The sequence below is a fragment of the Streptomyces sp. PKU-EA00015 genome, assembly GCF_013387495.1.
Classification (GTDB): domain Bacteria; phylum Actinomycetota; class Actinomycetes; order Streptomycetales; family Streptomycetaceae; genus Streptomyces.
The window spans coordinates 95718-110222 of sequence record NZ_JABZEE010000015.1; the positions used below are offsets into that span (position 1 = coordinate 95718).

The following is a 14505-nucleotide window of genomic DNA, read 5'->3' on the forward strand; positions in this document are numbered from 1 at the left end:
GGTCCCGGCGCTCGGGGCGCGGTGTCGACGACCTCCCCGAAGGCGTGGCACCAGTGCGTTGACAGCGCCGCACAGGCATCCAGATACTGACTGATGGTTCAGTCAGTATCTGTCGTTGCCGTACCTGGAGGCACCATGTCCGACCTCCCCACCGAGCTGGTTCCGTTCACCCCCGAGCAGCGTGGCATCGTCGAGCTCACCCGTGCCTTCGCCCTCGAGGAGATCCGCCCGCGGGCGCGCTCCGTGGACGAGGCCGATGTCGAGACGCCCTGGGACCTGTGGCGCAAGGCCGCGAAGGTCGGCATCACCGGCTTCATGCTTCCCGAGGAGTACGGAGGCGGCGGATTCACGGACGTCTTCACCCAGTGCCTGGTGCAGGAGGAGCTGTGCGTCGGCGACCTCGGCATCGGCAATCTGCTCTGCTCCAACGGTTTCTTCGCCGACCCGCTGCTCGCACTCGGCACCGAGGAGCAGAAGCGGACCTGGCTCACCCCGCTGACCGGCCCCGACACCCCGATGACCGCCCTGGCCACCACCGAGCCCGGCGCGGGCTCCGACGCCGCGTCGATCGTGACAACAGCGACCCGCACGGACGGGGGATACCTGCTCAACGGCCAGAAGGCCTGGATCTCCAACGCGGGGGAGGCCGAGCAGTACGTCGTCTTCGCCAAGACGGACCCGGCGCAGCGCTCCCGGGGCGTCACCGCCTTCCTCCTCGGCAAGGACACCACCGGGGTCACCTTCGGCGAGCCGATGCGGAAGATGGGCCAGCGCGCCATCGTCTGCCGGGAGATCTTCTTCGCCGACGCCTTCGTGCCCGAGGAGAACCGCCTCGGCCGAGACGGGCAGGGCTTCCACGGGCTCATGCGCACCTTCGACATCTCGCGCGCCGTGCTGGGCGCGGCGGCGACCGGCGTGGCCAGGGCCGCGTACGAGTACGCCCGCGACTACGCCCGGACCCGGCAGCAGTTCGGCAAGCCGATCGTCGAGCACCAGGCGGTGGCGTTCCGGCTCGCCGACATGCGGACACGCATCGAGCAGGCCCGGCTGATGACCTGGCGCGCGGCCAAGCGCCTCGACGCCGGTCTGACCGCGACGACCGAGGCCGCCATGGCCAAGCTGACGGCCTCGGAGACGGCCGCGTACTGCACCTGGGCAGCGGTGCAGACGCTGGGCGGCTGGGGCTACTCGCGCGAGTACCCGGTGGAGCAGTGGATGCGGGACGCCAGGCTGGAGGAGATCGAGGAGGGCACCTCGGACATCATGCGGCTCGTGATCTCGAGGGGCCTGTGATGACCCCGGCCCTCACCGGCGGCGAGGCCCTCGCCCGCGCTCTGGCCGCACACGGCGTCACCCAGGCCTTCGGCATCCCCGGCACCCACAACCTGGAGCTCTACCGGCACCTCCAGCCGTACGGCATCCAACATGTGAACACCCGTCATGAGCAGGGCGCGGGATACGCGGCCGACGCGTACGCCCGGGTGAGCGGCCGGCCCGGTACCGCGATCACCACCACCGGGCCCGCACTGCTCAACATCGCGGCGGCGGTGGGCCAGGCCTACTCCGACAGCGTGCCCCTGCTCGTCGTCTCGCCCGGCATGCCGCTGCGGCACCCCCGGCAGTCCACCGGCCTCCTGCACGAAATGCGCAGCCAGACGCAGGCGTTGCGGGGCGTCGCGGCCTTCAGCCACCGGGTGGCGTCCGTCGACGAGATCGGTGCGGCCGTGGCCCGTGCCTTCACGCTGTTCCGCGGGGAGCGGCCACGCCCGGCGCACATCGAGGTGCCGCTGGACCTGCTGGAGACCGCGCAGCCGGTGGGCGCGACACGGCTCGCGCCGCCCGTCGCGCCACCGGCGCCGGACGAGGCGGCGGTGCGGGAGGCGGCGGACGCCCTGCGCGGGTCGCGCCGTCCGGTGCTGGTCCTCGGCGGAGGAGCACGGGCGGCGGCCGCCGCCTGCCTGGCCATCGCCGAGGAACTCGGGGCGCCGGTGGTGACCACCGCCAACGGCAAGGGCGTGGTGGACGAACGCCACCCGCTGTCGCTGGGCGTGTCGCTGCACAGCCCGGCCGTGCAGAAGTGGCTCGCGGACCGTGACGTGGTCCTCGCCGTCGGCACGGAGCTGGCCGAGTCCGACGTCTGGGGCCCACTGCCGGCCCTGACGGGCACTCTGATCCGCGTCGACGTCGACCCCGCCCAGATGTACGCGGGGCTCCCGGCGGACGTGGCCCTGGTGGGCGACGCGCGCCCCCTGCTGGACGCACTGCTCGCCGCGTACCGCGAGCGAGGGCCGCGACAGGGCGCCGAACCCGCCGGCGTCACCGCGCTGCGCGCCGCGCGTGACGACGAGACCCGCACCCGGGACGCGCGCTGGGCGCCGTACCTCCGGGCCATGCGCCGCGTCCTCGCCGAGGACGCCGTCATCACCTCCGACAGCGCCCAGTGCTGTTACTACGGAGCCCTGCCCCATCTCCCCATCGGCCCCGAAGGCCGCTACCTGCACCCCACCGGTTTCGGCACCCTCGGCTACGCCCTGCCCGCCGCGATCGGCGCGAAGACCGCATGCCCCGAGCGGCAGGTCGTCGCGCTCAGCGGCGACGGAGGTCTGCAGTTCTCCGTGCAGGAACTCGCCACCGCCGCCCAGCTCGGACTGCCGCTGCCCGTCGTGGTCTTCGACAACGGCGGCTACGGCGAGATCCGCGAGGAGATGGCGGCCCGCGGGGACAGCCCCACGGCAGTCGACCTGCCGCCCGTCGACCTGCCCGCGCTCGCCCGCGCCTACGGCGGCCACGGCACGGCGGTCCGCTCGCCAAAGGAGCTCGCCGACGCCCTGGCCGACGCGCTGGACACCCCCAGACCCACCATCGTCACCGTTCCCGAGGAGAGCCCCCGATGACGACCACCCCTCTCATCTCCCTCACCTGGACGGACCATGTCACCGGCCGCCAGGGCCATCTGGTGATCGACCGGCTCGTACGCGGCGTGTCCAGCGGCGGGCTGCGCATGCGCGAGGGCTGCACCCTCGACGAGGTCACCGGGCTGGCCCGGGGCATGACGATGAAGGAGGCCCTCCACTACGACCCCCGGAACCGGTACATCCCGCTCGGCGGGGCCAAGGGCGGCATCGACTGCGACCCGCGCGACCCCGAGGCGTACGGGGTGCTGGTGCGCTATCTGCGGGCGGTGCGCCCGTACATCGAGCGCTTCTGGACCACGGGCGAGGACCTCGGCCTCACCCAGGACATTGTCGACAGGGCGGCGGCCGAGGCCGGTCTGGTCTCCTCCGTCCAGGCCGTCTACCCGCTGCTCGACGACGAGGCCGCGGCACGGCGCCGGCTCGCGGACGCCTTCGCGGTGGAGGTGGACGGCATCGGGCTCGACGAGCTGGCGGGCGGCTGCGGGGTCGCCGAGTCGGTGCTGACGGCGCTGGACCGCGCCGGTGTCTCCCACGAGGGCACCCGCGTCTGTGTCCAGGGCTTCGGGACGATGGGCGGGGCGACCGCCCGTTTCCTGGCACGGGCCGGGCTGACGGTGGTCGCCGTGGCGGACGTCAAGGGAACGATCGCCAACCCGGAGGGCCTGGACGTGGAGGCGCTGCTGGCCGCGCGCGACACGTACGGGACCGTGGACCGCACCGCCCTGCGACCGGGCGACGCCGAACTGCCCGGCGACGCCTGGCTGTCCGCGGACGCCGAGGTGCTGGTCCCGGCCGCCGTCTCGTACGCGGTCGACACGGCCAACCAGGCGCGGATCACGGCCCGCTGGATCGTCGAGGCCGCCAACATGCCGGTGCTGCCGGCCGCCGAGGACCTGCTGTCGGCGCGCGGGATCACCGTCCTGCCCGACGTGGTCGTCAACTCCGCCACCAACGCCTGGTGGTGGTGGACGCTCTTCGGCGACATCGGCGCCGACGCGGACGAGGCGTTCGCCCACATCCGGCGCTCCATGCGCGCCCTGGTCGAGCAGGTGCTGACGCGGGCCGAGCGGGACGGGACCAGCCCGCGCGCCGCGGCACACGAGGTCGTGGCGGACCGGCTGCCCGTCATCGCCGAACGCCTCGGCTGGTACGCATGAGCCTGGACGCCCTCTTCGACCCGCGCTCCGTCGCCGTCGTCGGAGCATCCGCCAACCCCGCCAAATGGGGCTACTGGCTGGCGTCCGGCGCCCTCGCCGGACGTGCCCGGCGCACCGTCCACCTGGTCAACCAGCGGGGCGGCGGGCTCGACGGCGTGCCCTTCCTGCCCGGCCTCGACTGCCTGCCGACCGTCCCCGAGCAGGTCGTGGTGGCGGTGCCGCCGCAGCAGGTAAGGCCCGTCGTCGTCGAGGGACTCAGGGCGGGCGCGCGGTGCTTCACCGTGATCACGTCCGGCGGGACAGGCCCCGAAGAGGAACGCGAACTCGCCGCCCTCGTCACCGCCCACGGAGGTCGGCTGCTCGGCCCGAACTGCATGGGCGTCGTCGACACCACCACCGAACTGAGGCTCAGCTGGGGCGACTTCCCGGCGGGTGCGGTGGGGCTCGTGTCCCAGAGCGGCAACCTCGCGCTCGAGATCGGCCGACTCCTCGCACGCGCCGGACAGGGCTTCTCCCGTTTCGTCTCGCTCGGCAACCAGCGCGACATCGACGCGGCGGACGCGCTGGACGCACTGATCGCGCACGACGCGACACGGGTCGTCGCCGCTTATGTGGAGGACTTCCGGGACGGGCGCCGCCTGGCCCGCACCCTGGCCACCGCCCACACGGCAGGGAAATCCGTCCTGCTGCTGTCGCTCGGCCGCAGCGAGGCATCCGGGCGCGCGGCGGCCTCCCACACGGGAGCGCTGGTGAGCGCCCGGGCGGTCGTGGAGGCGGTGTGCCGCGACACGGGGGCGCTGCTGCTGGAGTCGGCGGGCGAACTCGCGGACACTGCGGTGCTCCTGACAGCGGCGGGCCGCCGCATCGGGCACGCCAGGACGCGCGCCGTCCGTGACGCCGGGGCCGGTGGGCCGTCGTCACCGGCCCCGGCCGGCGGAGCCCCTTCGCAGACCCGCGGACGACCAGCCCTGCGCGTCGCCGTCGTCGGAGACAGCGGGGGCCAGGGCGCGCTGGCCGCCGACACGCTGACCGCGCGCGGGCTCCACGTCCCCGTACTGGGCGAAGCCACCCGCGCAGCCGTCGCCCGGCACCTCCCCGGCCGGAGCGGATGCGGCAACCCCGTCGACCTCGCGGGCGCCGGGGAGGCCGACCTCCGCAACTACGCCCGCATCACGCGGGCGCTGCTCGACGGAGGGGACACCGACGCCACCGTCCTCACCGGCTACTTCGGCGACTACGCCACCGCCAACCCGGACCAGGCCCGCCAGGAGTGCGAGGTCGCCCGGCAGCTGGGGGAGTCCGCACGGCAGTCCGGCCGGCTGCTCGTCGTCCACACCATGGCCAGGGACACCCCGGCCCTGACGGTGCTCCGGGAGCACGGCGTACCGGTCTACGAGCGCATCGAGCAGGCCGCGACCGCCCTGGCCCAAGCGGCACGGCAGGACCGGACGACACAGCAGGCGCCACCCCGGCTGCCGCCCCCCGCCCCGGACCCCCTCCCCACCGGGGACTACGAGACCGTCCGTACGCTCCTCGGATCCCGCGGACTCGCCTTCCCCGCCGCCGAGTTCGTCACCACCGCCGACGAGGCGGCCACCGCCGCCCGCCGCACCGGATACCCGCTCGCCCTCAAGGCGATGGGCCTGGCCCACAAGACCGAGGCGGGCGGGGTGGCCCTGGGCATCGCCGACGAGACCGCGCTGCGCACCGCCTTCGCCCGGATGCGTGACTCCACCGGGGCCACTCGGTACGCGGTCGAGGAGATGGTCGCCCACCCGCACTCCGTCGAACTCATCGCGGGGGTCCGGCGCGACCCGGCGTTCGGGCCCGTCGCCGTGGTCGGTCTCGGCGGGCTCACCGCCGAGCTGCTCGCCGACACCGCGCTCGCCCTCGCCCCCCTCACCCCGGGACGGGCCCGCGACCTGCTGCTCTCGCTGCGCCACGCACCCCTGCTCACCGGCTGGCGCGGCGCCCCCGCCGTCGATCTCGACGCCGCCGCGGACGCGCTGTGCGCACTGGCGCGAGCCGCGGCCGAACACCCCGAGCTCACCGAGCTCGAAGTCAATCCACTGCTCGTCCACCCGGGCGGCGCGGTCGCCCTCGACGCCCATGGAGTGTTGGCATGACCTCGGAATCCGGCCGCTTCGCGGACCGTACCTACATCGTGACCGGCGGCGGCAGCGGCATCGGCCGCGCGATAGCGCTCGCGCTGAGTGCGCAGGGCGCGCGGGTAGCCGTCGCGGGCCGTACCCGGGAGCGGCTCAAGGAGACGGTCGCCCTGGTCGAGAAGACCGGCGGCGAGGCCCTCGCGGTGCCGACGGACGTACGGGACCCCGAGGCCGTGGACGCGCTGGTGAGTTCGGCGGTGGAGCGCTTCGGCCGGCTGGACGGCCTGGTCAACAACGCGGCCGGCAACTTCGTCGTGCCGGGCATCGACCTCTCCCCGGGCGGCTGGCGGGCGGTCGTGGACATCGTCTTGAACGGCTCGTACTACTGCACCCGGGCGGTCGCCCGCAGGCTGCGCGAGCAGGGCACGGGCGGATCCGTCCTGTCGGTGATCGCCGCCTACGCCTGGCACGGGCATCCGGGGACCGTCCACTCGGCCGCCGCGAAGGCCGGTGTCCTGGCCATGACCCGGACCCTCGCGGTGGAACTCGCCCCGCTGGGCATCCGGCTGAACTGCATAGCCCCGGGCCCGACGGAGACGGCAGGCGCCGGCGCGGCCCTGTGGGCCACCCCCGAGGCGCGCGAGGAGGTCCTGGCCACGGTTCCGGCGGGCCGGTTCGCCGAGCCCGCGGAGATCGCGGACGCGTCGCTGTTCCTGCTGGGCGAGGGGGCGTCGTACGTGACGGGCGAGTGCCTGACGGTGGACGGCGGCCAGTGGCTGGGCAAGCAGGTGTACGGACGCACGGGCGCCTGATGCTTTGACGGGAACGGACTGCTGGGTCCGGTTACGGGCGAAGCTCCGTGCGGACGCCTCTGCCGGCGGATAGCGTCATGTCCACGGTGAAGGGGGATTCATGATCATGGCAGAGCGTACGGTTCCGCCTCGCGTGGTGGCCGCTGAGCGTGTCGCCTCCGAGGTGGGTTTCAAGAAGAGTTGCCTCCCTGAGGTGGGCAGATTGCTCGGCCTGGCCGCTGCTGCGAAACCCCACGGAGTCATTGCGGAGAGCGGCACCGGCTCGGGCGTGGGTACCGCCTGGCTGCACAGTGGGCTCGGTGCCGGTGCGCGCCTGATCACCGTCGAACGTGACGAGGAGCTGGCCCGTCGAGCGGCTGGTGTCTTCGCGGACGACGACCGCGTCAGCGTCCTCACCGGGGACTGGCGGCTGCTTGAGCAGCACGCCCCTTTCGACGTCTTCTTCTGCGACGGTGGAGGCAAGCGTGACGACCCCGAGCGGGTGGTCGAGCTGCTTGCTCCCGGTGGCCTGCTCATCCTGGACGACTTCACCCCATCGCCCGACTGGCCGCCTCGTTTCGGCGGCGAAGTGGATGAGCTCCGCCTGTTCTACCTCGCCCATACAGCCCTGGACGCCACGGAAATACTCACCACACCCGCCAGTTCAGCGGTTGTGGCGGCACGCCGCCTGCAGCCGGGAAGGTGACGAAGGGGGCGGCCTCGGGCCGCCCCCTCTGTCGTTGCGCGGGAGCCCCGCCGGATCCTCAGCTCTTGGTACGCCTCGTCTTCGCCCCCAGCGAGTAGAAGACGAGGCCGATGACCGCGATGACAAGAAGGGGCACGACCTGGCTCAGTGTGTACGCGAGGCGCTGGCCGGCGAAGGCCTCGGGCAGCGAGTCGGCGGCGGAGCCCTCCGTGCCGAACCAGCCCACCCCGAAGCCCGGCCAGATCAGCACCACCACCGTGAAGGCGACCAGGCCGGTCGCGAGGGCGGTGACCGTCCAGGCCCCGACGCGTCCGCCCGGCACGGAGTACGGGCGCGGCGTGTCGGGGTACTTGCGGCGGAGCACCACCAGGCTGGGGAAGGTGATGACGTACGAGATGAAGGTCGTGCAGATCGTCAGGCCGAGCCCCGCGGCGAAGTACTTCTCGCCGTCGCCTTCGGTGAGGTTGAGGGCGACCACGAGAAGCACGGACGCCAGGACCGCGGACAGCAGGTTCACCCGTACCGGGGTGCCGTGCTTCTCGGAGATCGTGCCGAGCCAGGCAGGTCCGGCGCCGTCCGCGCAGGCGACGGCCTGGGCGCGGTGCGCGCCCATCGCCCAGGTGACGCCGGAGGTGAGCAGGCCGATGATGAGGCCTGCGGCGGCGATGCCGCCGAAGACCGTGCCGGCACCGGTGAGGGTGACCGTGCCGTCGGCGGCGATGGAGCCGCCGTAGACGGTGAAGACGGCCTTGCAGGCGTCGATGAAGCCGCCGAGGCTGCCGATCCGGTCGCTGGGCAGGACGAAGAGGATGCCGAGGATCGGGCCGCCGTAGAGCAGCAGCGCGGCGAAGCCGGAGCGGAGGATGGCGAGCGGGATGTCGCGCCGCGGGTTGCGCATCTCCTCGGCGGCGGAGCTGGGCAGTTCGAAGCCCACGTAGTTGAAGATCAGGACGGGGACGAGCGCCACGAAGCCGACGTAGGTCGGTGTGAATTCACCTGCGGGCAGGGCGTGCACACCGTTCTGGACGGCGAAGACGACGACCGAGACGAGGAAGAAGCCGAGCAGCACGATGCGTGCGAAGGCTCCGGCGATCGGGACCCACTTGCCGACCCGGACGGACTGGACGACGGCGAGCGCGCCACCCCAGATGAAGACCAGCCCGGCGGCGTACTTCCACAGCCCGGGGAGCGGGGTGAAGAACTCCTCCCAGGTGGTGAGGGCGATGATGCACAGACTGCCGCCCACCCAAACCGGGTTGGAGATCCAGTAGAGGATCTGGTTGAGGCCCGCGGTGAGCCGTCCGAAGGCGAGCCGGGTCCAGACGTACGGTCCGCCCTGGACGGGGAAGGCGGAGCCGAGCTCGGCGACGAGGAGCCCGTAGGGGAGGAAGAAGAACAACGCGAGGATGGCCATCCAGGTCAGTCCCTGCGGACCCTGCGCTGCGACCGACCCGATCGTGTCGAGTCCGACGAGGGTGCATATGAGGAACAGGAGGACGTCGAAGCGGCGCAGTTCCTTGCGCAGCCGGCTGCGTTGTTCGCCCCAGCCCTCGGAGAGGTCGGGGGTTTCGGGGGCGGGCCCTTCGGCCCTGCTGGAGGTGGCGGGTGCTTGGGTCACTGGGCGGACTCCTACGGCGGCACGGCGGTCTCGTACAGGCGCGGCACATCTACTGACTGAACAGCCAGTCAGTAGCCTGCACTGTGAGCCCGGCCACACGGGACTGTCAAGAGCCGTGCAGGGTAAAGCCGGGGGCCGGATTCCCGACGCCGGCGGGCGCCGGACGGACGGGCAGCGGCCGGCGGCCGCGCTGCGTGAACCCGCGCCGGCACGTGCGGTCCGCGTTGCTTGACCGCAACCATTGACGGACCCGTCAGTGTTGCCGCATCCTCTCGGGGCATGGAGAGACGGAGCGCACAGCATCTGGTCGAATCCGAGGTCGTCGTGGTGGGCGGAGGGTATGCCGGCCTTGCCGCAGGGCTCCGACTCCACGACAACGACGCCGACTTCACCCTGGTCGAGGCGGCCGATCGTGTCGGCGGGCGGGTACTGACCGAGACCCGCGCGGACGGCGTGACGCTCGATCACGGCGGCCAGTGGGTCGGCCCCACGCAGACGCGCCTGCTCGAACTCGCCTCACGTTTCGGATGCCGGACGTTTCCGACCTGGGAGACGGGCAGCCACATCGAGGTGTGGCACGACGGCGGCAGGATCCCCTACACCGGTGCCGCCCCCAGCGACGGGCCCGGCATCCTCGAGTACGTCCGTGTCACGGGGATCCTGGACGAACTCGCCCGCACGGTGGACACCGAGCGGCCGTGGCGCACCGCCCGCTTCGCGGAGTGGGACGCCCGGACGGCACACTCCTTCTTCCGCTCCCGGACCGACGCCACCGATGCCCGGCGCCGGCTGGCCCTCGCCGTTGAAGGTCTGTGGTGCGCGGAACCGCACGAGATCTCCCTCTTCCACGTGCTGTTCTGCATCGCCGCGGCCGGCGGCTTCGAGCAGCTGATGGAGACCCGCGGCTGTGCCCAGGACAGCCGCTTCACCACGGGCGCGGCCGGCCCGGCCCGCGCCGTCGCGGCCCTGCTCGGGGAGCGCGTCCGCCTCGGCGAGCAGGTGAATGCGATCGAGTACGACACGGCAGGCGTCCGCGTCCGCACGCGGTCCGTCCTGCTCCGGGCACGCCGGGCGATCGTGGCACTGCCCCCGCACGCCGTACGCGCCATACGCTTCACCCCACCGCTCCCCGACAGCCGGGACGGCTGGCTGTCGCACAGCCCGATGGGGCGCGTCGCCAAGATCCATGCCGTCTACGACACCCCGTTCTGGCGGAAGTCCGGGCTGTCCGGTGTGGCGACCTTGTACGACAACGGACCGGTCGGCGTCGTGTTCGACAACTCCCCGGACGACGGCTCGTGCGGAATCCTCGTCGGATTCGTGTACGGCGACCGCCTGGACCGCTTCAGCGCCCTCGACGAGGGCCGCCGCCGGGCCGCCGTACTGGAGAGCTTCGCCGCCGTGGCCGGAACGAGGGCGGGGCGCCCGCGCGACTACACCGAGAAGATCTGGACACAGGATCCCTTCGCCCAGGGCGGATACGAGGCGTACATGACTCCCGGCGGTTGGAGCCGGTACGGCGAACGCGGCTGGCGGGAGCCGACCGGGAACCTGCACTGGGCGGGAACGGAGACCGCGACGGAGTGGAACGGGTACATCGACGGCGCCGTGTCGTCGGGCTACCGGGCCGCCGACGACGTCCTCGCCTCCCTGCGGTGACGGCGCTCCCACGGACGACGGACAGGACGGACCGGACACGATGACATCGTTGCGACAGGCGGACGACGCCCGGACAGTGGCCGAGCGGGTGCGCTTGGTGGTGCGGTCGGCACCGGTCAGCCAGCGCGCGTTCGCCGACCGCATCGGCATGGACCCCACCGCCCTGTCCAAGGCCCTGCACGGCAACCGCCGTCTCCGGGACCGCGAACTCGCTGCCATCGCCCGGGAGGGCAAGGTGTCACTGCGGTATCTGCGGACCGGACAGGGACGGCCGCCCGCCCCGCCGGAGAACACAGCGGCACCGGACACGCGCCGCCGTGCGGACGCCGTGGACGCGGAGGTCCGCAGGGCCCAGATCCTCGAGGCGACCGCACGACTCATCGCCCGTCGCGGATTCCACCGGGTGCGGGTCGCCGACATCGCCCGCGCGTGCGGGACCAGTACCGGCACGGTGCACTACCACTTCCCGACGAAAGGCGACGCCCTGCGAGCCGCTCTGCTCCACTGCGCCGAACGTCTCCACCGGCGCCTCGAAGCCGAGTTCCGGGACGCGGACAGCGCGACCGAGAAGCTGCGCCGGCTGATCGAGGTCCAGCTGATCACGGGTGACGAGGACCGCGACGAATGGTCGGTGTGGGTGCAGTCGTGGAACGAGGCGATCGTCGACCCCGCCCTGCGCCGAGGACAGCGCGACATCTACGCACGCTGGCAGCAGACGGTGCTCGACCTGGTGATCGCCTGCCAGGACGAGGGCATGGGCACGGACGCCGACGCGGAGGCGCTGACGAGCCGGTTCACCGGCTTGGTCGACGGCTTGGCCATCCAAGTGCTGGCAGGGACCGGAGAGATGTCCGTGACACGGATGCGCGAGCTGCTGCTGGACGCGTTCGAGCCGCACATCACCCTGCGCTGACCGCGCCGCCGCTCACCCCTCCGTGTACGCCGCGCCCGCCGTACGCGCACCGGCACGGGACGAAGATCTTCGGCCAGCTGTTCCATCCCCGCCGGGAGGTTCTGGAATCCGAGGACGGCAGCGCACCGGCGGCGTGGGCGCCCTCGGCCACACCGAGCGAGCTCTTCAACGTCATGCCGCGCGCCATGACCGAGTCGAGCTCGACCCCGTCGCCCTCGGGTCCCGGCCGGTCGCGTCTTCGCAGTCGGTGATCGCGTCACCCCGCGCACGGTCGAGGAAGCGGTCCTCGAGGGCCTGACGGTGGCGTCCGATCTCTGGAAGAGGGGTGGGGACCCGTCACCGGCTCCGGAGCACGGATCGCCGTCGGCTTCCCGGCCCGCGGGCCTCGCCGGGAGGGTCCGGCGGCGATCGTGTCACCCCGGCATCCAGCCGCACGGGGCGCCCCACTGCTTCTGGGGAGCGTCCGGCCGGGCAGGGCGTAGACAAGCCCGGTGGTTCGGGAGTTTCCTGGTAGGACACACGATTCTTGCGAATGGGCGCCGGCCGGTGAGGAGGCGCTGGTGTACGACGTCACGATGCAGGTCGAACTCACGGCCACGGGACCTGACAGCTGCCGGATGACCATGGCCGGGGAACTCGACGTGGTCACCGCCCCGGGCGTCAGGCAAGCCCTCCGCGCCGCCGTCGCCGAGTACCAGCACATCGTCGTGGACCTGGGGAAGGTGCACTTCTGCGACTGCACGGGAGTGAGCGCGCTCCTGGCGGGCGCCCGTGCCGCCCGCGCCCACGACGTGGATCTGTGCCTGCGGGCCGTGCCGTGCTCCCTGGCCCGCGTCTTGCGGCTGTCCGGCAGCGGCGGGGCGTTCACCATCGAACCCGAGCAGACGGTCCGAAGGCCCGCTTCCGACCCGGGTGGCGAGCGCCGGGGGCCGGGCGACGGCACTGATCAAGGGCCGTGACGGCGGCGACCGGTGCTCCGGCCGCACGGGGCGCGCAGATGGTGAAGGGCGACTGACGCTCCAACGCTCGGCCCGTTCCGGTGGGGGAGTGGGTTTCCCCGCCGGACGGCAGCGGACGATCTTGTCGCTGTGGTTTGAGCACGCTGGGACCCGAGGCGGATCAACGTGTGCGGCTCACGACCGGTCCGTGGGGGCGAGACGTTCGGTCGTGCCGCCGAAGGGCAGGAAGGTGGTTCTGGTGGCAAGGAGCCAACTGCCGTCCGTCAGGCGGAAGGTGTCTTCGTAGTGCCCCACGTTCGCGGGGAGCCGGATGGGTCGCCGACTGCGGCCCTGTCTTGTCGCGGGGGATGCGCCGGGCGGCGAGCGCGTCGAGCTGGGTCTGGAGTTCCTGGGGTGAGGATCGAGCAGCGGGCGTATCCCATGCGGATGTCCGCGCTGGGGGTGTCCGGGCCGACGGGCGCGGGCGCCGGGGCGCCGGGCCGCCACGGCTGGCCGGGGCGGCGGTCGGCGGGGGTGGGCGCGCGCCTGGTGCAGGCGGCGCGGCGCTCTCTCAGTCGGCGTGAAGGATCCGAAAGCGATCGGGTTCTGCCGGATCTCGATCAACGACTTGGATTGGCGTCCGAGCCCATTGCCAGACGCTGATGCCTGGCATGCGGGAGAACTGGATCTGCCCGCGGGTGCCTTCGACGGCAACGCGCGGCCAGTATTCGGCAGTGCGCGCCCGGTCCGCGCCCTGAGTACGCAGCACATCGGCGAGGACGGCGACCGTGTCGTAGCCCTCGAAGGCGACGAAGCAGGGCGCCTCGCCCAGCCGCTCGCGGAGAACCGTCTCGACTCGTGCACCGAGTGGGCTGAGGCGCTCGGGCAGGTAGCGCAGGAACGGGATCGCGGCGCTGTCGTCGCCCAGCAACGTCGCCCATTCGGCGAACTCCGGCTGCCCGGCCGGAGCACCCATCATGATCCCGGCGAGGCGCTGGTCGCGGCGGACGGACTTGACGATCGACACTGCCGGCTCCGGGTGGCCGACCAGAAGCAGGAGGGCTGTCGCGCGATTGTCGACGAGTTCGTCGCACACCGCCGTGGGGGCGAGCGCGCGCATGTCGAGTTCGACGACGGTGCCGCCGCGTGGAGCGAGGTGGTCCCGCAGAATGCGGATCCCGGACGCCCAGTAGACACTCGGCTCGGCTGCTACGGCGATTCGACTGTGGCCCGCGCTGAGGAGGAAGTCCGCGTAGATCTGCCAGCCCCGGGACTGCGCCGGGGCGAGGCGCGCGACCCATTCCGTCGGCTGTTCGGTGAGCGCGTCGACAACCGCTGACGAACAGAGGAACGGCAGGCCGAGGGCGTCGGCCCTGGCGGCAGCGGCGCGAGCGACGACGCTGTGATACTCCCCCGCCAAGGCGGCCACGCCCAGGTGAGCCAATTCGTCTACGGCCGCCGCGGCCCTCTGTGGATCAGCCGCGGTGTCGCGGACCACCAGCTCGAGTGGTCTTCCGACGATCCCGCCGGCCTCGTTGACCTCCCGAACGGCCAACTCGAGTCCAGCGAGCAAGTGTTGGCCTGCCTCGACCCAGCCAGGCCGAGTCAGCGGAACGAGAGCGCCGATCTGGACGGATGATCCGTCAGCGTAGTACGTGTTCATCTCATCTCGTCCCGCCGTGGGGGGCGCACCTGGGTGA

Annotated in this window: 11 protein-coding genes; 9 read left to right on the top strand and 2 right to left on the bottom strand. The window is 72.4% G+C overall.

What is annotated here, in order from left to right:
- The first annotated feature begins 135 nt into the window (after positions 1-135).
- The 6 genes from HW130_RS13700 (at position 136) to HW130_RS13725 (ending at position 7677) form a co-directional block, all read left to right on the top strand.
- Entirely contained in the window at positions 136-1293 is a 1158-nt protein-coding gene (locus tag HW130_RS13700) for an acyl-CoA dehydrogenase family protein (RefSeq protein WP_177149814.1), read from the top strand.
- Positions 1293-2894, top strand: a complete 1602-nt coding sequence (locus tag HW130_RS13705) for a thiamine pyrophosphate-binding protein (RefSeq protein WP_177149815.1) — start codon at positions 1293-1295, stop codon at positions 2892-2894. Before HW130_RS13700 ends, HW130_RS13705 begins: the two co-directional genes overlap by 1 nt.
- Positions 2891-4072 (top strand): glutamate dehydrogenase, encoded by a 1182-nt coding sequence (locus HW130_RS13710; RefSeq protein WP_177149816.1) that lies wholly within the window; start codon positions 2891-2893, stop codon positions 4070-4072. Before HW130_RS13705 ends, HW130_RS13710 begins: the two co-directional genes overlap by 4 nt.
- Entirely contained in the window at positions 4069-6198 is a 2130-nt protein-coding gene (locus HW130_RS13715) for an acetate--CoA ligase family protein (protein WP_177149817.1), read from the top strand. The genes HW130_RS13710 and HW130_RS13715 overlap by 4 nt, the downstream gene beginning before the upstream one ends.
- A complete protein-coding gene (locus HW130_RS13720) occupies positions 6195-6992 on the top strand; it encodes an SDR family oxidoreductase (RefSeq protein ID WP_177149818.1) in 798 nt (265 codons plus the stop codon). Before HW130_RS13715 ends, HW130_RS13720 begins: the two co-directional genes overlap by 4 nt.
- A gap of 100 nt (positions 6993-7092) precedes the next feature.
- Positions 7093-7677: an O-methyltransferase gene (locus HW130_RS13725; protein ID WP_177149819.1), complete on the top strand. Its 585-nt coding sequence runs from the start codon at positions 7093-7095 to the stop codon at positions 7675-7677.
- Positions 7678-7735: 58 nt separating this feature from the next.
- On the opposite strand, the gene HW130_RS13730 is transcribed toward HW130_RS13725, so the two are convergent.
- Entirely contained in the window at positions 7736-9295 is a 1560-nt protein-coding gene (locus HW130_RS13730) for an APC family permease (RefSeq protein ID WP_177149820.1), read from the bottom strand.
- A gap of 279 nt (positions 9296-9574) precedes the next feature.
- Here HW130_RS13730 and HW130_RS13735 point away from each other — a divergent pair, with 279 nt between their 5' ends.
- From HW130_RS13735 to HW130_RS13745, 3 genes are all read left to right on the top strand, one after another.
- Positions 9575-10954 carry an NAD(P)/FAD-dependent oxidoreductase gene (locus HW130_RS13735; RefSeq protein WP_177149821.1) on the top strand — a complete coding sequence of 460 codons (1380 nt, stop codon included), beginning with the start codon at positions 9575-9577 and terminating at the stop codon, positions 10952-10954.
- A 40-nt stretch (positions 10955-10994) separates the two neighbouring features.
- Positions 10995-11867 (top strand): TetR/AcrR family transcriptional regulator, encoded by an 873-nt coding sequence (locus HW130_RS13740; protein WP_177149822.1) that lies wholly within the window; start codon positions 10995-10997, stop codon positions 11865-11867.
- Positions 11868-12427: 560 nt separating this feature from the next.
- Positions 12428-12826: an STAS domain-containing protein gene (locus HW130_RS13745; protein WP_177149823.1), complete on the top strand. Its 399-nt coding sequence runs from the start codon at positions 12428-12430 to the stop codon at positions 12824-12826.
- 550 nt (positions 12827-13376) lie between these two features.
- Here HW130_RS13745 and HW130_RS13750 read toward each other — a convergent pair.
- On the bottom strand, positions 13377-14468 hold the full coding sequence (locus HW130_RS13750) for an ABC transporter substrate-binding protein (protein ID WP_177149824.1): 1092 nt from the start codon (positions 14466-14468) through the stop codon (positions 13377-13379).
- Positions 14469-14505 lie beyond the last annotated feature (37 nt).

What these genes read in the sequence shown, in the direction of transcription:
- HW130_RS13700 (WP_177149814.1), top strand. Translation starts at nt 136, where the DNA reads ATGTCCGACCTCCCCACCGAGCTGGTTCCGTTCACCCCCGAGCAGCGT.
- HW130_RS13705 (WP_177149815.1), top strand. Translation starts at nt 1,293, where the DNA reads ATGACCCCGGCCCTCACCGGCGGCGAGGCCCTCGCCCGCGCTCTGGCC.
- HW130_RS13710 (WP_177149816.1), top strand. Translation starts at nt 2,891, where the DNA reads ATGACGACCACCCCTCTCATCTCCCTCACCTGGACGGACCATGTCACC.
- HW130_RS13715 (WP_177149817.1), top strand. Translation starts at nt 4,069, where the DNA reads ATGAGCCTGGACGCCCTCTTCGACCCGCGCTCCGTCGCCGTCGTCGGA.
- HW130_RS13720 (WP_177149818.1), top strand. Translation starts at nt 6,195, where the DNA reads ATGACCTCGGAATCCGGCCGCTTCGCGGACCGTACCTACATCGTGACC.
- HW130_RS13725 (WP_177149819.1), top strand. Translation starts at nt 7,093, where the DNA reads ATGATCATGGCAGAGCGTACGGTTCCGCCTCGCGTGGTGGCCGCTGAG.
- HW130_RS13735 (WP_177149821.1), top strand. Translation starts at nt 9,575, where the DNA reads ATGGAGAGACGGAGCGCACAGCATCTGGTCGAATCCGAGGTCGTCGTG.
- HW130_RS13740 (WP_177149822.1), top strand. Translation starts at nt 10,995, where the DNA reads ATGACATCGTTGCGACAGGCGGACGACGCCCGGACAGTGGCCGAGCGG.
- HW130_RS13750 (WP_177149824.1), bottom strand. Translation starts at nt 14,468, where the DNA reads ATGAACACGTACTACGCTGACGGATCATCCGTCCAGATCGGCGCTCTC.